Below are 20,929 nucleotides of genomic sequence, written 5' to 3' on the forward strand. Positions count from 1 at the left end.
AGGGAACGGCGTTCTTGCCTAGCCTGGTGGAGTAGCAACCACTACCCACCATGGGAGTCTCCATGCCCCATCCGCATCGCAAGCACTTGCTCACCTCGGTACAGATGGCACATTTCGTGGCCACCGGCGCGCTCCGGATGGACGCCGTCGTACCGGACGACATGAACCAGCAGGCGATCGAGGTCCTGAAAGCCGGCATTCCGGGCGTTCCGTACGGCACCCCGCTGTCGGAGGCGTTCGTGGACAGCGAGTTCGTCGAGCGGCTGGTGCAGCTGCCCGAGGTGGCCGGCGCGATCCACAGCCTGGTCGGCCCGGAGCCGACCGTCGACCACCACGCGGTCCACATCCGCAAGGCCCACGAGGGCGAGGCGCAGAACCTGCACGGTGACGCGATCATCGACGTCCGTACCGACGCCTTCGACGTGCAGCTCATGTACTACCCGCAGGACGTGACGCTCGAGATGGGCGGCACGCTCAGCGTTCCCGGCAGCCACCTGCGCCGGACCAACGAGTCCGACACCGGGCGGTACCAGAACCTGCGCGGTCAGACCCGTCTGGTCTGCCCGGCCGGCACCGTCCAGCTCCTGCACCACGGCATCTGGCACGGCGGCCGCAAGAACGACAGCGATCTCGACCGCTACATGTTCAAGATCCGGTTCAACCCGACCGTCCGCCAGGTGCGGCTCTGGAACACCGACGACCTGTACGACGACGCGGTCGCGGCCGAACTGGAGCAGAACTTCCCCTGGTACGAGAACGCCACCGGCAGGTTGGAGAAGTACAACCGCATCATGCTGTGGCGCGCGATCAGCGGCGACGACACCTACGACCCGAACTACTGGGTCACCCGGGTCTCGAACCGTCCGCAGCGCGTGGTGACCGACCGCGCCAACAACCCGCACACCAAGGTCAAGAGGGAGATGGTATGACCGCCACCGCAGAGACCCCGCTGCAGACAGGACTTCGCCAGCAGGTGCTGGTCCTCTACCTGGCCTCCTCGGCGCTGGACGCGCGCGTGGTCGGCTGGTCGACGTACGACGGCACAGGCGAGACGCACCCCACGACGGGTGACAGCGATGTGCCGCCGTACGAGACCGGGCTGGACGCGCTCAAGGACGGGTGGCGCCTCTTCCAGGCGTCCCAGCTGAACCCGCCGTACCCGGGTCACGAGTACGACGTGTCCTTCCTCAAGCACGAGTTCTTCTTCGAGAAGATCGTCTAGACCGGCAGGACGCACACCGGCTTCGGCCAACCGGCCGGCTCGCCCACCTGGGTGAGCCGGCCGTCGGCGATGGTGAACGTCGCGATCTGGTCGGAGCGCTCGTTCGCGGCGTACAGCGTTTTCCCGTCGTTGCCGAAGGCAAGGTGCCGCGGCCAGTCCCCGCCGGAGGAGATGGTCTGCACCAGTTCGACCGACAGCCCGTCGGCGGCGGTCTCGAACACCGCGACGGTGTTGTCGCCACGGTTCGATCCGTACAGGAACCGGCCGTCGGCGGAGATCAGCAGCTCGGCCGGGAAGTTCTCGCCGGGCGAGTCGGCCGGACGGGTCGAGGCGGTCTGCACGACCTGCAGCTTCCCATCGGAGTAGCTGCAGACGGTGAGCGTCGAGTCGAGCTCGTTGATCACGTACGCCGCGTCCGCCGTCGGGTGGAACACCATGTGCCGCGGACCGGCGCCGGGGTGGATGCGCAGCTGGTCGACCTCGTGCAGCACACCGTCCTCGCCCAGCATCGACGAGTAGACCGTGTCGGAGCCGAGGTCGATGTCGAACACGTACGCACCAGCCGGGTCGAACGCGATCTGGTGCGCGTGCGGCCCCTCCTGACGCTCCGCGTTCGGTCCGGTCCCGGAGCGCTGCACGAAGTACGCGCGCTCGCCCAGCGAACCGTCCTCCTTCAGAGGGTGGACGGCAACGGACCCGGATGTGTAGTTCGCCGACAGCAGGTACCGGCCGGACGGGTCGATGTCCACGTGGCACGGGTGTACACCGCCGGTCGGCTGCTGGTTGAGCAGCTCGAGCCCGCCGTCCGGCTGGACGGCGAACGCCGCGACGCTGCCGTTGTCCAGCTCGTCGGTGGAGTAGAGGAACCGCCCGTCCGCGGAAATGACCAGGAACGACGGGTCGGCGATCGTTGCCACCGTCGCGATTCCGTCCAGCGGACCGAACGCGATCCCGTCCCCGCCACCGGCCTGACTGGTGTAGCTCCCGACATAGATCCGCTCAGAAGTCATGGCCCATACCCTGCCAGGTCAGGAGCCTACGGGCACACCCCTGTCCAGACCGTAGAGCGCCGAGCCCCAGCCGAGGTCGGCGACGAGGAGCTGCCATCCCAACCGTCGGTACAGGCGCGGTGCCGGACGGTCGTCGGCTACGTCACCTCGCCTAGCCTAAGGCGCATGGACACGAAGGGGCTGCTGCAGCGAATCGGGATCGACAGGTACGACGGTCCGCCGCGGCTGGAGGCGTTGACGCAGCTGCACGCGGCGTTCGTGGACCAAGTGCCGTACGAGACCGTGCAGTACCAGCTCACACCGGGTGGTCCGCTGGAACCGGAGGACGTGGCGAAGCGGATCATCGCGCGGGAGACCGGCGGGTACTGCTTTCAGCTGAACGGGACTTTGGCGCTGCTGCTGACCGAGCTCGGGTACCGCGTCGAGATGCACCGTGGCGGCGTACAGACCGTCAATCGCCCCGGCGACATCGACGGCAGCCACCTGGTGCTGACTGTCAGCGGGCTGGCCGAGGACCCCGAGCGCCTCTGGCTCGTCGACGCCGGCCTCGGCGACGGTCTGCGCTACCCGATGCCGCTGGAGACCGGCGAGATGGAGCAGTACCCGTTCACGTTGCGGCTCCGCCCGTCCGAGAAGACCGACGGCTGGCGGCTCGACCACGATCCGCGCGCGAGCCTGATCGGCATGGACTTCGAGTCGGCCCCGGTCACCCTCGATGCGTTCGCAGCCCAGCATGCGGCGCTTTCCGCCGACCCCGCGTCCCCGTTCGTACGGTTGGCGTCCGCGTTCCGCCGGACGCCGGAAAGCGTTGTCGTACTGCGTTCCGTCGGCCTGAGCGAAACGTTTTCCGACCGCGTCGACAGCACGCTGATCGAGAACCCCACGGACTACTTCACCGCGCTCGCGGACGTTTTCCGGCTGCCGCTCCCGCACTACTCCGCCGCCGACCGCGACACCCTGTGGCGCCGCGTCTGGTCGCAGTACGAGGACTTCCAGGCGCGGGCTACTTCGTCGTGAGGCTCACGATGACGGCGTCGCCTTCGGCGTACGTCAAGGTGGCGATGTGCAGTGGGCCGCCCTGCTCGCTCCAGCTGACCGCGGCGAGGCCGCCGGCCACACCCCCGGCACTGCCGCCACCGCTGCGGCTGACGTCGCTACCGTTCCTGCTCAAGGAGATGTACCCCTTCGAGTCGGTGAGCTTGAGCGTGCCGTCCGCCACCGTCGCCGTGAACTTGGCCCCCTTGAGGTTGATGACGGCCTTCTTGCGGATCATCACCTCACAGAGGCCGTCGACACAGGCCTGGTAGTTCTGCCCGTCCTTGGCCGCGGGCACCGCGGCGCTGCTCGGCGTACCGGCGGGCGCACCAGGCGTCGGTGTCCCGCTCTTGCCGGACCCGCCGCAGGCGACCAAGGCGAACAACAGCACCAGCCCGGCGATTCCTCGTGTGATCACCCGTCAGACGCTACCGAGCGAAGCGACGACCGCTTCGGCTGTGACCGGAACCTGTCAGGTCGCGAGCGCGAACATGATGCTCGGGAGGACCGAGAGTACGGCGGCCACCGCGGTGCAGAGGGAGATCATCGTGACGGCCGGGGTCTCGATGTCCACCGAGAACGGATCGTCGGCGGGCAGGCGGAAGAGTTCCGCGACCCAGCGGAGGTAGACGGCGAGGCCGATCATGACGTTCACGGCCATGACAATCGCGAGCCAGCCGAGGTGCGCGTCGATGACGGCCTGGAAGGCGGCGAACTTGGTGAACAGGCCCGCGAGACCCGGCGGCAGGCCGGCCAGGACCACCAGGAAGAAGATGAGGGCCGCGGCCAGACCGGGTTCGGAGCGGACCATGCCGCGGTAGTCGGTCAGGAGTCCGCCCGGGCGATGCCGCTGGACGACGGCGACCGCTCCGAAAGCGCCGAGCGTGACCACGACGTACGCCGCCAGGTATCCGACGACGGCCTGCGCGTCCCCCGCGGCCAACGGTGCGAGCAGGAACCCGACCTGCCCGATCGACGACCAGGCGAGCAGCCGGACCGCCTCGACCTGACGCAGCGCGGCCAAGTTCCCGACCGTCATCGTCACAGCCGCAAGGATCGCGACCGCCGTACGCAACTGTGAACCGGTCGGCGCGATCCCGGACGTCACCAGCACGAGCAACCCGGCCACACCAGCGGACTTCGACACCACCGCGAGGAACGTGGTCACCTCGATCGGCGCACCGACGTACGTGTCCGGCAACCACGCGTGGAACGGCACCGCCGCGATCTTGAACGCGAAGCCGACGATCACGAACAGCCCGGCCGCGAACGCCACCCGCGCGAGATCCGGATCCAGTCCGGTCAGCCGGTTCGCGATCGTGGACAGGTACAGCGACCCGGTCACGCCGTACAGGTAGGAAACCCCGAACAGCATCACGGCCGTCGACAGCACCGACACGAGGAACGCCTTCATCGCGCCCTCGGACCCACGCCGGTCCCGCCGCAGCGCGACCATCGCGAAGCTCGGCAGCGACACCACCTCGAGGGCGATCACCAGCGTCGCCAGATCCCGCGCACCGGCCAGCACGGTCGCACCGGTCAACGCGCTCAGCAGCAGGAAGTGGTACTCCCCGATCGGCACGTCCGCCGCCAGCAAGCGGTACGCCGAGAGTCCGACGACGCCGAGCCCGCCGATCAGAAGCACCGCCCACAACCCGGCCGTCAACGGTTCGAAGACCAGGCTGCACTGCGCCGGTCCCTCGACCGCGGGCCGGCAGAACGCGGGCTTGAAGTCGTCCCGATGCGCCCACACGAACACGAGCCCGAACAGGATCACCACACTGGTCAGCAGAGTGACGACGGTGTGCCGAAGCTCGGCCGAGGCACTCTTCCAGAAGCTGTCGACCAGCAGTACGGCGACCGCGCCGATCGCCAGCACCAGCGGTACTGCGATCGCCTGCCAATCGGTCCAGGTCAGGGTCAGGGTCATAGAGCACCCCATTGCTGCAGGAGGAGACCGGGCCAGACGCCGAGCAGCACGGTCAACGTGATCAGCGGGGCCCAGGTGACCAGCTCGATGCGGCTGAGATCGACCGCGAACGCGGCCGGCGGGTTCTCGGCCGGATCGCCCTGGCACAGGTTGCGGACCAGCCGCAGGAAATACGCGGCGGTCAGCACCGTTCCGAGTCCGGCGATCACCATGAACACCAGGAACGTTGTCCGCGGCAACCACGGCGCCGGGTGGTACGCGCCGAGCAGGACCAGCATCTCGCCCCAGAACCCGGCCAGCCCCGGCAGCCCGAGCGACGCGAGACACGCGAACGTCAGCAGCGCGGCGATCCGCGGCAGCCGGGCGTACAGCGCCCGCCCGATCGTCCGCAGGTCGCTGGTGTCGTGACGGTCCTTGATCGCACCGGCCAGGAAGAACAGCAGCCCGGTGATCAGCCCGTGCGCGATGTTCGCGAACAGCGCGCCGCGCAGACCGGCCGGCGAGAGCGTCGAGATCCCGAGCCCGATGAACCCCATGTGCCCGACGCTCGAATACGCGATCAGCCGCTTCACGTCGGTCTGCGCGAGGCAGGCCAGCGAGCCCGCGACGATCGCGACCGTCGAGAACGCCCCGAGGTACGGCGCGATCGTCGCCGTCGCGTCCGGCAGCACCGGCACCAGGATCCGGATCATGCCGTACGTCCCCAGCTTCAGCAGTACGCCGGCCAGCAGCACCGAACCGACCGTCGGCGCCTTCGCGTGCGCGTCCGGCAACCAGATGTGCAGCGGCCAGAGCGGCACCTTCACCGCCAGCCCGATCGCGATCAGCAGCGCCGCGGCCAACGGGATCCCGTGTCCGCCGGCGACCGGCGAACTGGTCAGCTCGACGATGTCGAGCGTGCCCGCCACCCGCTGCACCAGCAGAAATCCGAGCAGCATCAGCGCGGACCCGAACACGGTCATCAGTACGAAAGTGTTCGCGGCGCGTTTCCGCCCGGCCGGGTCGTGGTGGTCGCCCCAGATGTCGATGACCAGCCACATCGGGATCAGCACGATCTCGAAGCAGACGAAGAACAGCACCAGGTCCAGCGCCGAGAACGTCCCGATCACGCCGGCCTCGATGACCAGCAGCAGCGCGATCAGGGAACGGGTCCGGCCGATCCGCGGTGTGATCTTCAGCGAGTACAGGCAGCACAGGAAGGTCAGTAGCGCGGTGAGCACGATCAGCGGCACCGAGATCGAGTCGACGCCGAGGTGGAACCGGACGCCGAGCGAAGGGATCCACGCGACGTCGATCTCGGTCGCGGGTGCGTCCTGCGGCCCGTACGCGAACCAGCCGCCGTTCTGCGGCCAGAGCAGCACCGACCCGACCAGCACGAGCCCGGAAATCACCGATCCGTACGCCGCCGCCAACCGGTCCCCGATCGCCGCGGGGATCGACCACAGCGCGCCCGCGGCCAGGAGCGGCAACACGAGGATCGCCAGCAGGATTGCGTTCACGAGCCGATCACCCCCGCCAGCACGGCCAGCGCGACCACGCCGATGACGGCCGCGGTGAGATAGGTCTGAACGTTCCCGGTCTGCAGCCGCCGGAGCCCTTGCGACGCGAGCATCCCAGTCCGGCCGACCGCGCGTACATAAGCCCCGATGACATCGCGATCGCCCGCCACCGTCAGCTTCGCCAGCCACTTCACGGGCACGACGACCAGACCGTGGTACGCCGGATCGACGCCGAACTCACGCTCCAGCAGGATCGGCCGCGGATCTGCCCCACGCCGCCACAGCGAGTACGCCGGGAGCGCGCCGAGCAGCACGAGCGCGGTCGAGATCAGCCCGATCGCCCAGTTGAGATGCACGCCGTCGGCGTACCCGAGCGCGATCGCGGCGACCGCGAGGAGAACGAGCGGCGCCAGCATCACCCAGGGCGCGTCGCGGAGCTTGGAGCTGTCGGGATCGTCGAGGTCGGCCGCCGCGTCGCCGTCCTCGAACGCGCCGATGCCGCCGGCGAGCGCCGGCGTACGGAAGAAGGTCCACAGCCACAACCGCAGGCAGTAGAACGCCGTCAACGCAGCCGTCAGGCAGACCGAGACCAGCACCACCCAGCCGACGCCCGACCCGTCGTGAGCCTTCTCCCAGGCGGCTTCGATCACCGTGTCCTTGGAGAAGAACCCGGCGAACCCGGGCACGCCGGCCAACGCCGCGAGACCGACCGTCATCGTCAGGAACGTGACCTGCAGTGCTTTCCGCAACTTTCCGCGGCGCGTGTACCGACGCAGTACGACGAGGGCCGCGCTGCCGACCTGGTGCAGGAGCACGCCGGCGCAGAGGAACAGCAGGCCCTTGAACGCGGCATGCGTGACGAGGTGGAAGAGCGCCGCGTGCCGGCCGTCCGCCGTACCGAGGGACAACGCGGAGAACATGATCGCGAGCTGGCTCACCGTCGACCAGGCGAGGACCCGTTTCACCTCGACCGCCGCGGACGCGCAGAGAGCGGCGAACAGCATCGTCACGCAGGCAATGATCGCCAGCACCGTCAGCGTCGTCTCCGCGGCGGAGAAAACGTTGTACATCCGCGCGATCAGGAAGACGCCGGCGGCAACCATCGTGGCCGCGTGGATCAGGGCGCTGACCGGGCTCGGACCGGGCATCGCGTCCGGGAGCCAGGTCTGCAGCGGAACCTGCGCCGACTTCCCGACGACCCCGACGAGGAGCAGCAGCGTCCCGGTCGTGAGCACGCCGGGGGAAATCCGCGCCGGATCGAGTTCGGAAATCCGGAAAGTGTGCGCACCGAGACCGAGCACGAAGATTCCGAACAAGAACCCGACGTCGGCGAACCGCGTCATCAGGAACGCCTTGACCGCACCCGAGCGCGCGTCGCGGCGTTCCCAGTAGTGGCCGATCAGGAGGTACGAGCAGGCGCCCATCACTTCCCAGCCGATCAGCAGGAAGAACAGGCTGTCCGAGATCACCACGGTCACCATCGCCGCGGTGAACAACGTGACGAGAGCGTGGTACGACGCCGCGCGCTGGTGCAGGTACCCGAGTGAGTAGACCTGGACGCACGTCGCGATCACACCCACGACGACGAGCAGCAGGACAGTCAGGTCGTCGTTGCGGACCGCGAAGCCGATGGTGAGGTCGCCGACCTGCGAGTTCAGGAACGCGTACTGATCCGGGGTGGCACCGTGCAGGAGCGCGGCGAACAGGAGGATCAGCAGCGAGAAGCCGACACCGGCCACCCGCCAGACGGTGGCGATCACGACGCCTCCTCGTGCTCGAGAAGGTCGCGGGCCGCATCGGCGTCGACGTGGCCGTGACCGCGGAACAGCAGCAGGACGATCGCCAGGCCGAGTCCGATCTCGGCAGCGGCCAGCGTGATCACGAAGATCGCGAGCGTCTGGCCGGTGGCCTCGTCGACCCGCCACGCGTCGAAGGCGACCAGGTTCAGGTTCACGGCATTCAGCATCAGCTCGAACGACATCAGCATCGTGATCACGTTCCGGCGCGCGAGAACGCCGTACACGCCGATGCAGAACAGGACGACCGCCAGCAGCAGCGGCAGGACCAACGGCATCGTCAGTCCTCCTTCTTCCGCTGGGCCGATTCGGTCCGCTGAGACAGGGCGATCGCGCCGATCAGGGCCGCCAGCAGCAGGACCGAGAGAACCTCGAACGGGAGCACCCAGTTCTTGAAGACCTGAGTACCCACCGCCGTGGCCGATCCGTCGGTCACCGGCTTGATCTTCTCGTTGCCGAAGGCAAGAACCACCCCGGCGCCGAGGATCAGCGCGAGCACCGCGGCGACGGCGGCCGCGAACGGGGCGCGGCCGGAAGTGATCTCGGGCAGCGGGTTGGTCGGCGCCTTGGTGAGCATCAGCGCGAACAGCACGAGGACGACGATCGCGCCGACGTACACCAGGATCTGGACCAGCGCGACGAACTCGGCGTGCAGCGCGCCGAAGCAGCCGGCGACCGCGCCGAGCGCGAGCACCAGCCAGAGCGCGGCGTGCACAATCCGGCGGGACACCACCACGACAACGGCGGCCACCACCGCCACCGCACCGGCGACGGAGAACAGAGCAGTGGTCACGCTTCGTCCTCGGAGGCCTCGGATGCCTCGGATGCCTCGGATGCCTCGGATGCTGGACCGGGGTCGATGGGCTGCGGCGCCGGGACCGTCCACATCCAGTCGCGGAGCCGGTCCTTCTCGTGGGTCAGGTTCCGGATGTCGGTTTCGGCGTACTCGAACTCCGGCGACCAGAACAGCGCGTCGAACGGGCAGGCCTCGATGCAGATCCCGCAGTACATGCAGAGGCTGAAGTCGATCGCGAACCGGTCCAGCACGTTCCGGCTGCGTTCCCGGGCCTGCTCACCGACCGACGGCGCGGTCTCGGTGTGCGAGTCGATGTAGATGCACCAGCTCGGGCACTCGCGGGCGCACAGCATGCAGGAGGTGCAGTTCTCCTCCATCAGCGCGATGACGCCGCGGCTGCGCGGCGGCAACTCCGGCTGGACGTCCGGGTACTGCTCGGTGACGGAACGACGGGCCAGGGTCTTCGCGGTGACCTTCAACCCCTCGACCAGGCCCTTGCCAGGCAGTCCCACGCTCCACCTCCCGTCTCTTAGCAGGACATTAGCCGATCTGCCGCCTCACAAGTCGCGTTCGAGGCGGGCCGCGACCTGGCGGTACCGGCTGACCGGTATCAGGTGAACGCCCTCGAAGGCCCCGGAGTCACGGATCTTCAGGATCTGCTCACAGGCGTGGTCCACCCCGGCGTCCCGGTCCCGCTCCACCGCCTCGATCAGATCGGCCGGGATCTGGAGCTGGGGCAGCTTGGCAAGGTTGTGGGCCATCTGCGCGGAGGCGAGCACCATCACCCCGGCGTACACCGGGATGTCGAGCTCGACCGACTCGCGCCAGCGGAGCAGCTCGTCGAGGTCGTAGCTGACCTGGACGTACAGGAAGTCGGCCTCGGCCTTCCATTTCGGCACCGGCCGGAGCCGGGTGGCGGCCCCGACCTTGAACGGGTCACAGCCCGGGTACGTCGTCTCGCGGGTCTGCTCGATCATCCGCCGTACCGTCAACTGACTCGTGCGGGCGCCCTCCGCCGGGTCGTCGCCGTGCACGAACAGAAAACGTTCTACTCCGTACGCCGCCGCGGTCAGCAGGTCCCGGCGGAAACCGAGCAGATTCCGGTCCCGCGAGTTGAGGCACGCGATCCCCCGCGCGCCCATCAACTGCACTTCGTTGGCCACCGCAACACTCGAAACGGTCGCCCGTCCGATGTGGTTGTCCGGGATCAGGAACCCGTCCGCGATCGGACTCATCACCCCGATCTGATGCCGCACCTTCTTCAGATCCGGCCGCGTCGGCGGCTCCACCTCACAGATCAGCTCGAACACCCTCCGGACCCTACAGAAGGTCGGCGGGCTGGGCCGGGCTATCTCATCCGTGTTCGGAGGAAGTCCTGCTCGGCCTGGTTCGGGGTTCGGGCCAGGGCGGACTGGTAGGCGGCCTGGGCTTCGGAGGTGCGGTCCAGCCGGGTCAGCAGGTCGGCTCGGATGGCGTGGACGAGGTAGTAGGAGTCGAGCGGCAGGGCGTCGACGAGGGCGAGGGCGGCGGCGGGTCCCTCGACCTCGGCGACGGCGACGGCTCGGTTGAGGGCTACGACCGGCGTGGGATCCAGCGTGAGGAGGTGGTCGTAGAGCTGGAGGATCTGGCGCCAGTCGGTGGCGTCGGGAGTCGCGGCGTCGGCGTGGACAGCGTTGATGGCGGCCTGGAGTTGATACGGGCCAGGCTGGTTGCGGCGCAGGCATCGGCGGACGAGCGCCTGGCCTTCCTGCAGCAACGCGCGGTCCCACAAGTCGCGGTTCTGGTCGCCGAGACGGATCAGCGTGCCGTCGGGCGCGACGCGGGCCGGGCGGCGGGAGTGCTGGAGCAACATCAAGGCGAGCAGGCCGACGGCTTCAGGTTCGTCGGGCATCAACTCGACCAACAGCCGGCCTAGCCGGAGAGCCTCGGCGGCGAGCTCGTCGCGGACCAGGGTTTCGCCGGACGAGGCGGCGTACCCCTCGTTGAAGATCAGGTAGACGACGGCGAGTACGCCGCGGACGCGCTCGGGCAGATCCGCCTCGTACGGGACGCGGTACGGGATGCCCGCGGTGCGGATCTTGGCCTTGGCGCGGACCAGGCGTTGCGCCATCGTCGGCTCCGGGACGAGAAACGCGCGCGCGATCTCCGCCGTGGTCAGCCCGCCGAGCATCCGCAGGGTGAGCGCGACCCGGACGTTCAGCGCCAGCGCCGGATGGCAACACGTGAAGATCAGCCGGAGACGGTCGTCCTGCACGACGCCCTCCTCCACTGGCTCGTCCTGCGCATGCAACAGCGCCGCCTCGGCCTGCTTGTCCGGCCGTGCCGACTCCCGCCGCAGGCGGTCGATCGCCCGGTTCCGAGCGGTCGTGATGATCCATCCGGCCGGGCTCGGCGGTACGCCGCTGTCCGGCCACTTCTCCACCGCCGCGGCGAACGCGTCCTGGACGGCGTCCTCGGCGATCTCCAGGTCGCCGAACACACGCGTCAGCACAGCGACCGCCCGCCCGTGCTCGGCCCGGAAGATCGCAGTGAGGTCAGGTGTCACGACTGCGAGGGCCTGACCTCGATCGACAAAGGCTTGAGGACCGCGGCCAACCGCCGCGCCCACCCCAGCGCCGCATCAAGATCTTCCACCTCGATCACCGTGAACCCGCCGAGGTGCTCCTTGCCTTCGGTGAACGGCCCGTCCGTCACCAGCACGTCGTCGCCCTGTGCCTTCAGCACGGTGGCGGTCTCCGGCGGGTGCATGCCGGCAGCGAACACCCAGACGCCCGCAGCCTGCATCTCGGCGTTCAGGGCCTCCAGGTCACGCATGATGGGGTCCAGGATCTCCGGCTCGGGGACCGGACCGTCGGGTTGGTAGATGCTGAGGATGTACTGGTTCATCGTTTGCCTCCTTCTCGCCCTCTACACGAACAGCCTCAGCCCGGATCGACAGGCAGCGACACCCCGCGCATTCGACGGAGGGAGGATTCCAGGTCGAAAGTCAGCCAGCGAGACAGTTGGGGGTGGGTGGGGTGTTGCCAGAGGCCGTAGGGGCCTCGGCGGGATTCGAGCCAGGTGACCAGGGCATGTACTCGGCGGTCGTCGGTGGCGGCGCCGCAGCGGGAGGCGAGGTCCAGTAGGAAGGCGGGATCGACGGCCACGTAGAACGTGATCTGCCCCATCGCGCGTTCGAGGCCTACGAGGCGGGAGACTTCCCAACCGAGGGTCGACTCGTCGCGGATCTCGCGGTCGAGGAGATGGCCGACACCGATGCGGGCTGCGTCCGATCGGTTGCGCTGGGGGTGCAGTGCGAGGCAGGCCACCGCGCCGGTGGTCGCCGAACGGCAACCGTCACCGCGGGTGAGTCGCCGGTACTGCTTCTCCGGCGGCGGAGGCCGACCCGGACCACCGAGGTCGGCTTTGGGTCCGGAGGGCCAGGAGCCGTCGTGGAGTCGTTCGCGCAGCAGCCATTCGTACCCGCGTTCAGCGCGAGGATCGGTGGCGAACCCGGCCGTGGCGATGCCCCGCAACGGTACGACGGTCTGCATCGTGATGAACCGCGGTCCGTCCGATGGCTTGCCTGCGGGCCTGTCGTCGAGCCGCAGCGGCCACGAGCCGTCCGGCTGCTGATGGGAGAAGATCGCCTCGACGGCAGTGGCAAGCTCGGGGCCGCGGTAGCCGAGGTACGCGAGCTGGCAGAGCAGGTAGCCGGCGTCCTGAGGCCGCTCAGCCCCCGCGAGCCGCCCGAGGAGCGACTGGACGGCGGGGCTCGCTGCGATCTCACCCTGCCAGGCCATGACGTCGTCATCGTCGTTGGCGGCGCCCTCGAGCTCGACGGCCGCGCGCCACCGCAGCGACGCCGACGGGTCTCCGAGCAGGAGCGTGTTCATGACGATGCCGCCAGTACGAACGGCGCCGTGGCCGTGTCGGCCTTGCCCAGCTCTTCGGGTGGGCCCTCGAAGACGATCTTTCCGCCGTGCGGTCCGCCACCCGGGCCGAGTTCGATGATCCAGTCGCAGGTGGCGAGGACCATCGGGTCGTGCTCGACCACCAAGACGGTGTTGCCTGCGTCGACGATCGCGTCGAGCGCCCGCAGAAGCACGCTGACGTCGGTGGCCTGCAGGCCGACGGTGGGCTCGTCGAGTACGTAAAGGGTGCCTTCCTTGGTCGGACGGGCGAGCTCCTTGGCGAGTTTGAGTCGCTGCGCCTCACCACCAGAGAGGCTCCAACCAGGTTGGCGGACGACGAGGTAGCCGAGGCCGAGCGCGAGGGCTGCGTCGCCGACGCGCCGTACGGCGTCGATGTCACCCCACTCGTCGACGAGCTCACCGATCGTCAGGGCTTCGATGTCGAGGAGCGTCCGGTCTCGCTCGCGGAGGGCGGCGACCTCGCGGCGGTAGCCGGAACCGCCGCAGGCCTCGCAGGCCTGGGTCACCGACGGCAGGAACGACATGCCCTGTTGCCACGTTCCTCTCCCGCCGCAGGCGTCGCAGCCGTAGGTCAGGTCCTTCATCGTGATGCCCTGCTCGCGGGCCACTTCACTCGCGGCGAACGACTTGCGGACAGCGTTGATGAGCCCGAGGAAGGTACCCGGTGACGCGATCTCCGCGCGGCCCTGGTCGGCGACGACTGTACGAGCAGGAGCGCCCGAAATGACCTGGTGCACCCCAGGTTCGACGCGGATGATGCCGCCGCCGGAGATGTTGGTCGCCGGTCGCGCCAGCCCGAGCGCGATCGTGTCGACGACGAGCGAGGACTTCCCCGACCCGGACACACCGCACACGCCGACTCGCACGCCGAGCGGGACGCGTACGTCGAGGCCGCACAGGTTGTTCTCCCGCGCTCCCGTGACGTGCATCCACTCGGTTGGCACGCGGCGGTCGCGATGCGGGATCGCGATGCGCCCGTCGCGCACGGCTCGGGTGACCGACTCGGCGCTGTCGAGATCGACGAGCCGGCCGCCCGCTCGCCCGGGACCGGGGCCGATCTCGATCAGGTCGTCGGCGGCACGAATGAGGGTGGCGTCATGTTCGACGGCGATGACGGTGTTGCCGGCGTCGCGCAGCTCGCTCAGGGTGCCGGCGAGCGCGTCCACCTCGGACGGATGCAGACCTCGGGACGGCTCGTCGAGGAGGACCGTCATACCGATGAGGCCGCCGCCGAGTACCGACGCCAGCTTGATCCGTTGTGCCTCACCCGCGGACAGCGTCCAGGTCGTCCGGTTCATCGTGAGGTAGCCGAGCCCGACACGGCGCAGGAATCCGAGCCGGTACGACGCAACGGTACGGGCGTGCGCCGCGTGCGGATCGTCCGGCTCGTCCATCGACGCCAGTACGTCGTCGAGCTCGGCAAACGTGGCCGAGAACAGGTCGTTGCGGTCGCGACCCTCGATGCGAATCGCCATGTACGGGGCACGCAGCCGCTTGCCGCCGCACTCCCGGCACGGGAACGCCGTGGTCTCCAGGCCGCCCAGGTCGAGCCGGGCCCAGTGGTTCAGCCCGACCCAGGTCGAATCGCCGTACATGACCGCGTGCCGGACTTCGTCGCTCAGCTCCGACCACGGCGTGGTGTTCGGGTCGAACTCGTACCGCTCCGCGAAGGTCCGCATCACGTCATTGCTGCCGACCACCTCAGGACGGAACCACGCCAGGCCCCCGCCGAAGCAGCGGGCGAGTGGTGCGTCGGGTCGGACGATCGCGGCGAAGTCGAACTCCCGCTCAACGCCGACTCCCAGGCACTGCGGACAGACAGACGCGGGCGACCCCATCAGATGACGCGGCTCGATCGGCACCGCGCTCGTCGCGCAGTCACCGCAGACCCACACTGCTTCCGACGTCGGTGCGGACCGGTGAACGTTGTCGCCACCGCACTCAAGGCATGAACGCACACCGGCGCGCGCCAGGACGAGGGAGATGAGACGGTCGAGGTCGCTCGACCGCCCGACGGTCGTCTGGGCGGCATCCCAGCGCCCGGGCCCACCCGGTGGGAAGGTCGTGCCCGAAGCATCGATGCTGATCGTCGGGCCCAACCCGGTGAGCGAGTCGACCGGAGCTTCCGGCCCTTCCCGCACCGATTGTCTCTCGTAGACCGACAGACACTCGAGCAGCCGCCGGTCGGCCTCCGCCGCGAGTACGTCGCCGACCAATGACGACTTGCCCGAGCCCGAGACGCCGGTCACGACCGTGAACCGGTCTTTCGCGAACTGGACGTCGATCCCTTGCAAGTTGTGGGCCCGGGCGCCCCGCACCCGGATGACCTCGCTCGAACGCCGGTCGGCGCGCGGCTTGGCGCGGGGCGTCACCCTCGGCCGCTGCTCGGCAACGGCGGGGCCGCAGTGCTGCAGGCGTCCGCCATCGGGGCCACCACCCGGGCCGAGCTCGATGCGCCAGTCGGCGGCAGCGATCACGTCCGCCTGGTGTTCGACGACGACCACAGTGCAACCGTCGGCCGTCAGTTTGTCGAGCACAGTGAGGAGTCGGTCCAGGTCGCCAGGGTGAAGCCCGGTGGTGGGCTCGTCGAGCAGCACGAGATTGCCGGCCTTCGCCTTCGTCACCTCGCGGGCGAGACGAACGCGTTGCGCTTCACCACCGGAGAGACTGGGCGACGGTTGCCCAAGCGTGACGTAGCCGAGCCCGACCTCCTGCAGGGTCCGAAGGATGCGCGTCACCGCTGGGTGCTCGGCGAACAACGCGTCGGCCTCGTCAACGCTCAACTCCAACACGTCAGCGATCGACCTGCCTTCCCAGGTCGCCTCGAGGACTTCGGGCCGGTACCGGCGGCCTTCGCAGATCTCGCACGGCACCCAGATCGGCGCCCACTCCCTGAGGCTGATGGCGACCGCACCCATCCCCTCGCACTCCGGGCACGCGCCTTCGCCACGGTTGAACGTGAACTCGGACGCGGACCGCCCGGTCTCCTGCGCGAACACGTCGCGGATCCGATCGAACGCCTTCGTGTACGTCGCCGGGTTCGACCGCGGGTTGTTGCCCAGCGGTTTCTGATCGACGGCGATCGCGCGCAGCGCAGGCGCGTCGACGGTCGAGCAACCAACCGGCGCGCCGGCTCGGATCGACGCCAGCAACACGTCGCGAGCCAGCGTGGTCTTGCCTGCTCCCGACGGGCCGGTGATGACGCTCAGCGCCCCGAGCGGGATCTCGCAGTCGACGTCGCGCAGGTTGCGCAGGCCGGCGCCGGTGATGCCGATCCGCCGATCACCGATCTCACGGCCCGCGCGCCGGACCCGGGTCGGCGCCGAGAAGCCGCGACCGGAGGCGGTGCCGGCGCGCCACAGGTCGGCGGGTGTCCCTTGGAAGACGAGTTCGCCACCGCCGCGACCGCCGGCCGGGCCGATCTCGACGACATCGTCCGCCAGCGCGATCGCCGTACGGTCGTGCTCCACCATCAGCACCGGGCCCGGCAACGATGCCATTGCCTCGAGCAACGGTTTGAGATCGGTGTGATGCAGCCCGATGGTCGGCTCGTCGAGGACGTGCAGCAGATCCTCGAGCCGGCCGCCGAGTACGACCGCGAGCCGGGTCCGTTGCGCCTCACCCCGCGACAGCGTCGGCATCGGTCGGTCGAGGGTGAGATGACCGAGCCCGAGCGTGACCAGCGGCCGCAGTCGCCGCAGCAACTCGTCCTGAACGCGTACGGCGCGGGGGCCGATCGCCAACTGGTCGACGAACTCGAGGACCTCGCGTACCGAGCGGGCGAGTAACTCGGTGAGGGCGACCCCGGCGATGCGATGCGACGACGTGTCGATCGCAGCGTCGCGGAACGCCGACGGCTCCAACGGCCGGACCCAGTCCGAGCAGCGCGGACAGATCGGCGCCCGCAACACCGGCGTACCACCGAGACGAACCTCGTGGGAGCCCAACGCGTCGGCACGCTCGAGGATGCCTCGAACCTCCGCCGCGGACGCGCCCGCCCGCACAGTGGCGACGCGTACGACGACATCGTGCGGGATCATCGGGTCGAGCCGAGGCACGCTGCTCTTCGCGGCCCACGGACGCCCATCGATCGTGACCGTGGCGAACTGGCCACGCAGGCCGGCGAGGAGTCGCGCGTGACTTCCGTTGAGTTGGCGGACGACCGCCACTTCCACCGGAAGGTGACCCTCGGCGGCGAGCAGGTCCAGAGCAATCGCGAGTCGTTCTTCGCGCGACACCGCGCGTACCGGCACCTGGCACCGCGGGCAGGCGACATCTGCGAATCGCGCGTACAGAATGCGGAGGAACGGGTGCAGGCCGACAGACGTCGCGACTGTCGAGGCGGGGTTGACGTTCAGTACGTTCTGAGCGATCGCCACCGCCGGACCCAGGCCGTCGATGCTCCGCACCTGCGCGGCCGGCACGCGGGTCCCCGGACGTCCCAGTCCCAGCGACTCGACGAACCGGCGCCGCGCCTCGGTGTAGACCACGTCGAACGCGAGCGACGATTTCCCCGAGCCGGACACACCGACGATTGCGGTCAGGCCGGGTCCGAACGTGACATCGACGTCCCGCAGGTTGTGCTCCGCGGCACCGCGAACCCTCATGACCGGCGGAACGCGGCTCGGGTCGCGGCCGCGGTGGAGCGGTAGTACTCCGGTGGCTCGATGAAGCTCCATTCGTCGAACGTCACGCCGTTGGTGAGCGCGCGCCGGTAGCTGAAGCAGACGAGGTACAGCGTCCGGACGTACATGACTGCCTCGAGTCGATCGAGCTCCTCGTCGGTCGGCTCGACATGGCGGCGGTACGCGTTGACGGCCGCGTCGACGCACTCCTCGTTGGTGAGTCTCGTCGGAGACCAGTCCCCGGTTCCCCAGATGAGGTAGGCGAAGTCGGCGAGGCGCGGTCCGCGTCCGGACGCCTTCCAGTTGATTGCCACCGGCCCCTGATCGCCGATCAGCGCATGATCGGGGGCGTGCAGGAGGTTGCCGTGGAGCAGACCCTCGGGAAGGCCGTGACCGTCGTCGGCCGAACGCACCTGGTCCCGGAGGCGCTCGAATCGCTCGCGATCGGCCGCGGCAACCTTCGTGTCGACTGCGTCGAGAAAGGCCAGGCCGGCCAGCAGGTCTTGCCGCGGCGCGCCTTCGCGGCTGGGATCCTCACCACTCGCCCCACCGGCGCGGCTGACGGACTCGTCGAGCGGTAGTGCGTGCAGCCGTCCGAGCAGATCACCCATGATCGCGAACTTCTCGGCACCACCGGGAAGGTGGTCGCCTTCGACGAACCGGGTCACGAGGACCGTGCTCCCGTCGAAGTCGGACACCGCGTCGTCGACCGCGAGACGCTCCGCCGGGAAGTCGTGCCGCTCCAGGAATCGCAGGATCGCGGCATCGCCCTCGACGCTGGCCCGCGGACGGGCCGGAGGGAACGCCCGCGCGATCCACGGGTCGCCGTCGTTCCGGTCGATGCGGAACACGTAGGTCTTGTGCACACTGACCTTCGTCGCCGCGACCGGATCGATGCCGTAGCGGTCCCGAAGATGGGCGAGGAGCCGCTCGGCCACGGGCTCGTGGTGCATGCGGGAACCGAGCCCCTCGAGATCGGTCAGCGCCTCGGTGTAGCGCTGCCCCGTCGCCGCGGCGTGACGCCGTACGACCTTCTTGAAGTTGCTGTCCCTGGTCATGACAAGCCTCCTCCGACACCCTCGTCCCCAGCGACGCGGTGTTGAGAGATGGCCTGCAGACATCGACGACCGAGAGGGCAAATCCCCTTCGCCACTGGAACTCCGGCTGGGCGGACGTTCCACAGCTCGGCGACCGGTCGACGCCGTCCCGCCAATCTCCCCGACCACCAACACCGTTGTCAAGCAGGGTCGAGGGGGAGGGTGACGGTGACCTGGAGGCCGCCGCCTTCTCGGGGCAGGGCGGTTACGGTGCCGGCGTGGGCCTCGGTGACCGAGCGGACGATGGACAGCCCCAGGCCGGCGCCTTTGGCGCTGACCAGGCGTTCCGCGCCCAGGCGGTAGAAGGGTTTGAAGAGAGACTCGACTTCGTACGGCGGGATTTCCGGGCCGGTGTTCGTGACCACGATCTGCACACAATCGTCGGCTGTTTTGCTGATCACCCGGACCCACCGCTCACCTGACGGCAGGTTGTGGCGGATGCCGTTCTCGACCAGGTTGTGCACCAGGCGTTCCAGCAACAACGCGTCGCCGCGGGTGGGTGCCTCGCCGGGGCCGCGGATCAGCTCGACGCCGACCGCAGCGGCTTCCGTGGCGAGCTGGGCAGTCACGTGGGCCACCACGTCCGCGAGGTTCACCGGGTAGACCGCCGTCAGCTGTTTCTCCGAGTCGGCCAGGATCAACAGCCCTTCGATCAGCTGCTCGTGCCGCGTGTTGATCGTCAGCAGGCTCTCGCCCAGTTCCTTCACATCCGCGGACGCCGTACGTCGATGCATCGCGACTTCGACCAACGCTCGGCCGAGCGTCAACGGCGTACGCAGCTCGTGGGAGGCGTTGGCGACGAATCGGCGTTGGCCGTCGAAGGAATGGTCCAGGCGCTCGACCATCGTGTCGAACGCGTCCGCCAGGTTCTTCACCTCGTCGTCGGGACCCTTCAACGCGATCCGCTCGTGCAACGCGGACGGTGTCAGAGCGATCCGCCTCGCCGTGTCGGTGACGCGATGCAGGGGCGCCAGCACCCGTCCCGCCACCAACCACCCGAACCCCGCCGCCAACCCACCCACCAGGACCAGCGCGACGCTCCCTTGCGTCAGCAGCGACTTGATCGCGGCTTGCCGGACCTGCTCGCGCTGCTCGTCCATCACCCGTTCCGCGTCTGAGCCCGTCAGCAGAGCACCGTCCTTGTTCAGCACGTACGCCTGGTCAGGTCGCGGCGGCGTACTGGCAGTGCCTGACGGACTCAGGTACGTCCCCTTCACGATCACCTGGTACTTCTGACCCAGGTTCGCGGTGAACAAGGCATACGTCACCCCGAGCAGCACCACGCCGGCGACCATGAACAGGCCGCCGTACAGCAGCGTCAGCCGTCCTCGTAGCGTCAGCCGCCTCACGGGATGCGGTATCCAACGCCGGTGACGGTCTCGACCAGTCCCGGCTCGCCCAGTTTCCGGCGCAGTTTCAGGATCGTCAGCCGGACCGCTCCGGTGAACGGGTCCACGTGCTCGTCCCATGCCTTCTCCAGCAGTTGTTCGGCCGACACGGTCGCGCCGTCGGCTCGCAGCAGCTCCACGAGTACGGCGAATTCCTTCTTCGACAACGGCACGTACCGGCCGTCGCGGAAAACCTCGTGCCGCGCCGGGTCCAGCGTGACGCCGGCGCGTCGCAGTACGGGCGGATCGGCCGGCCGGCTGCGTCGCCCCAGCGCCAGTACTCGCGCGGCCAGTTCGGCGAACGCGAACGGCTTGGTCAGGTAGTCGTCCGCGCCTAGTCCGAGGCCCTCGACGCGGTCGGTCACGGCAGCTGCCGCGGTCAGCATCAGCACCCGCGTGGCAGATCCGGAAGCCACCAACTGGCGGCACACCTCGTCCCCGTGGACGACCGGAATGTCGCGATCCAGCACGAGTACGTCGTACGCGTTCACCGACAACCGTTCCAGCGCCGCGCCGCCGTCACCGGCCACGTCGACGGCATGTGAGTCGTCGCGCAGCCATTCCGCGATCGCTGCCGCCAGCAACGGCTCGTCCTCGACCACCAGTACCCGCACGCA

The 20,929-nt window shown here is 68.9% G+C and carries 18 protein-coding genes and 1 pseudogene; 3 read left to right on the forward strand and 16 right to left on the reverse strand.

The genetic code is table 11. From position 1 onward, the window contains the following. Window positions 1-62: 62 nt before the first annotated feature. Both E0H45_RS06345 and E0H45_RS06350 read left to right on the forward strand, forming a co-directional pair. A complete protein-coding gene (locus tag E0H45_RS06345; protein WP_202872211.1) occupies window positions 63-929 on the forward strand; it encodes a phytanoyl-CoA dioxygenase family protein in 867 nt (288 codons plus the stop codon). Beyond that, complete coding sequence (locus E0H45_RS06350) at window positions 926-1,222, forward strand: hypothetical protein (RefSeq protein ID WP_131335305.1); 297 nt, start codon at window positions 926-928, stop codon at window positions 1,220-1,222. The genes E0H45_RS06345 and E0H45_RS06350 overlap by 4 nt, the downstream gene beginning before the upstream one ends. Here the strand turns inward: E0H45_RS06350 and E0H45_RS06355 are convergent. Continuing rightward, the gene (locus E0H45_RS06355; protein ID WP_131335306.1) at window positions 1,219-2,232 is read right to left on the reverse strand and encodes a lactonase family protein; all 1,014 of its coding nucleotides are present in this window, start codon (window positions 2,230-2,232) and stop codon (window positions 1,219-1,221) included. The two genes, E0H45_RS06350 and E0H45_RS06355, sit on opposite strands and share 4 nt — an antisense overlap. A gap of 165 nt (window positions 2,233-2,397) precedes the next feature. On the opposite strand from E0H45_RS06355, the gene E0H45_RS06360 reads away from it, so the two are divergent. After that, window positions 2,398-3,249, forward strand: coding sequence for an arylamine N-acetyltransferase family protein (locus E0H45_RS06360; RefSeq protein ID WP_131335307.1), 852 nt, complete (start codon window positions 2,398-2,400; stop codon window positions 3,247-3,249). Here the strand turns inward: E0H45_RS06360 and E0H45_RS06365 are convergent. The 15 genes and pseudogenes from E0H45_RS06365 to E0H45_RS06435 all read right to left on the reverse strand — a co-directional run bounded on the left by E0H45_RS06365 (window position 3,236) and on the right by E0H45_RS06435 (window position 20,926). Then, on the reverse strand, window positions 3,236-3,685 hold the full coding sequence (locus E0H45_RS06365) for a hypothetical protein (RefSeq protein ID WP_131335308.1): 450 nt from the start codon (window positions 3,683-3,685) through the stop codon (window positions 3,236-3,238). The two genes, E0H45_RS06360 and E0H45_RS06365, sit on opposite strands and share 14 nt — an antisense overlap. A gap of 54 nt (window positions 3,686-3,739) precedes the next feature. After that, window positions 3,740-5,197: an NADH-quinone oxidoreductase subunit N gene (locus E0H45_RS06370; protein ID WP_238154826.1), complete on the reverse strand. Its 1,458-nt coding sequence runs from the start codon at window positions 5,195-5,197 to the stop codon at window positions 3,740-3,742. Continuing rightward, window positions 5,194-6,696: a complex I subunit 4 family protein gene (locus E0H45_RS06375; protein ID WP_131335309.1), complete on the reverse strand. Its 1,503-nt coding sequence runs from the start codon at window positions 6,694-6,696 to the stop codon at window positions 5,194-5,196. The genes E0H45_RS06370 and E0H45_RS06375 overlap by 4 nt, the downstream gene beginning before the upstream one ends. After that, entirely contained in the window at window positions 6,693-8,456 is a 1,764-nt protein-coding gene (locus E0H45_RS06380; RefSeq protein ID WP_131335310.1) for an NADH-quinone oxidoreductase subunit 5 family protein, read from the reverse strand. The genes E0H45_RS06375 and E0H45_RS06380 overlap by 4 nt, the downstream gene beginning before the upstream one ends. Continuing rightward, window positions 8,453-8,770, reverse strand: a complete 318-nt coding sequence (gene nuoK / locus E0H45_RS06385) for an NADH-quinone oxidoreductase subunit NuoK (protein WP_131335311.1) — start codon at window positions 8,768-8,770, stop codon at window positions 8,453-8,455. Before nuoK ends, E0H45_RS06380 begins: the two co-directional genes overlap by 4 nt. A gap of 2 nt (window positions 8,771-8,772) precedes the next feature. Next, complete coding sequence (locus E0H45_RS06390) at window positions 8,773-9,285, reverse strand: NADH-quinone oxidoreductase subunit J family protein (RefSeq protein ID WP_131335312.1); 513 nt, start codon at window positions 9,283-9,285, stop codon at window positions 8,773-8,775. Window positions 9,286-9,449: 164 nt separating this feature from the next. Further along, window positions 9,450-9,665: pseudogene (locus E0H45_RS43155) on the reverse strand (4Fe-4S binding protein); the annotation flags it as partial. Window positions 9,666-9,845: 180 nt separating this feature from the next. Then, the gene (locus tag E0H45_RS06400; RefSeq protein WP_131335314.1) at window positions 9,846-10,598 is read right to left on the reverse strand and encodes a methylenetetrahydrofolate reductase; all 753 of its coding nucleotides are present in this window, start codon (window positions 10,596-10,598) and stop codon (window positions 9,846-9,848) included. Window positions 10,599-10,636: 38 nt separating this feature from the next. Then, the gene (locus E0H45_RS06405; RefSeq protein WP_131335315.1) at window positions 10,637-11,833 is read right to left on the reverse strand and encodes an RNA polymerase sigma factor; all 1,197 of its coding nucleotides are present in this window, start codon (window positions 11,831-11,833) and stop codon (window positions 10,637-10,639) included. Next, window positions 11,830-12,174 carry a YciI family protein gene (locus E0H45_RS06410; protein ID WP_131335316.1) on the reverse strand — a complete coding sequence of 115 codons (345 nt, stop codon included), beginning with the start codon at window positions 12,172-12,174 and terminating at the stop codon, window positions 11,830-11,832. Before E0H45_RS06410 ends, E0H45_RS06405 begins: the two co-directional genes overlap by 4 nt. Before the next feature lie 35 nt (window positions 12,175-12,209). Then, on the reverse strand, window positions 12,210-13,163 hold the full coding sequence (locus tag E0H45_RS06415) for a prenyltransferase/squalene oxidase repeat-containing protein (RefSeq protein WP_131335317.1): 954 nt from the start codon (window positions 13,161-13,163) through the stop codon (window positions 12,210-12,212). Continuing rightward, the gene (locus E0H45_RS06420; protein ID WP_165546364.1) at window positions 13,160-17,881 is read right to left on the reverse strand and encodes an excinuclease ABC subunit UvrA; all 4,722 of its coding nucleotides are present in this window, start codon (window positions 17,879-17,881) and stop codon (window positions 13,160-13,162) included. Before E0H45_RS06420 ends, E0H45_RS06415 begins: the two co-directional genes overlap by 4 nt. After that, window positions 17,806-18,885: a phosphotransferase enzyme family protein gene (locus E0H45_RS06425; RefSeq protein WP_165546365.1), complete on the reverse strand. Its 1,080-nt coding sequence runs from the start codon at window positions 18,883-18,885 to the stop codon at window positions 17,806-17,808. The genes E0H45_RS06420 and E0H45_RS06425 overlap by 76 nt, the downstream gene beginning before the upstream one ends. Window positions 18,886-19,064: 179 nt before the next feature. Continuing rightward, the gene (locus E0H45_RS06430) at window positions 19,065-20,273 is read right to left on the reverse strand and encodes a sensor histidine kinase (RefSeq protein WP_238154827.1); all 1,209 of its coding nucleotides are present in this window, start codon (window positions 20,271-20,273) and stop codon (window positions 19,065-19,067) included. Next, entirely contained in the window at window positions 20,270-20,926 is a 657-nt protein-coding gene (locus E0H45_RS06435; protein ID WP_130384769.1) for a response regulator transcription factor, read from the reverse strand. Before E0H45_RS06435 ends, E0H45_RS06430 begins: the two co-directional genes overlap by 4 nt. Window positions 20,927-20,929: the final 3 nt, after the last annotated feature.

It is taken from the genome of Kribbella soli (assembly GCF_004331345.1).
Lineage (GTDB): Bacteria > Actinomycetota > Actinomycetes > Propionibacteriales > Kribbellaceae > Kribbella > Kribbella soli.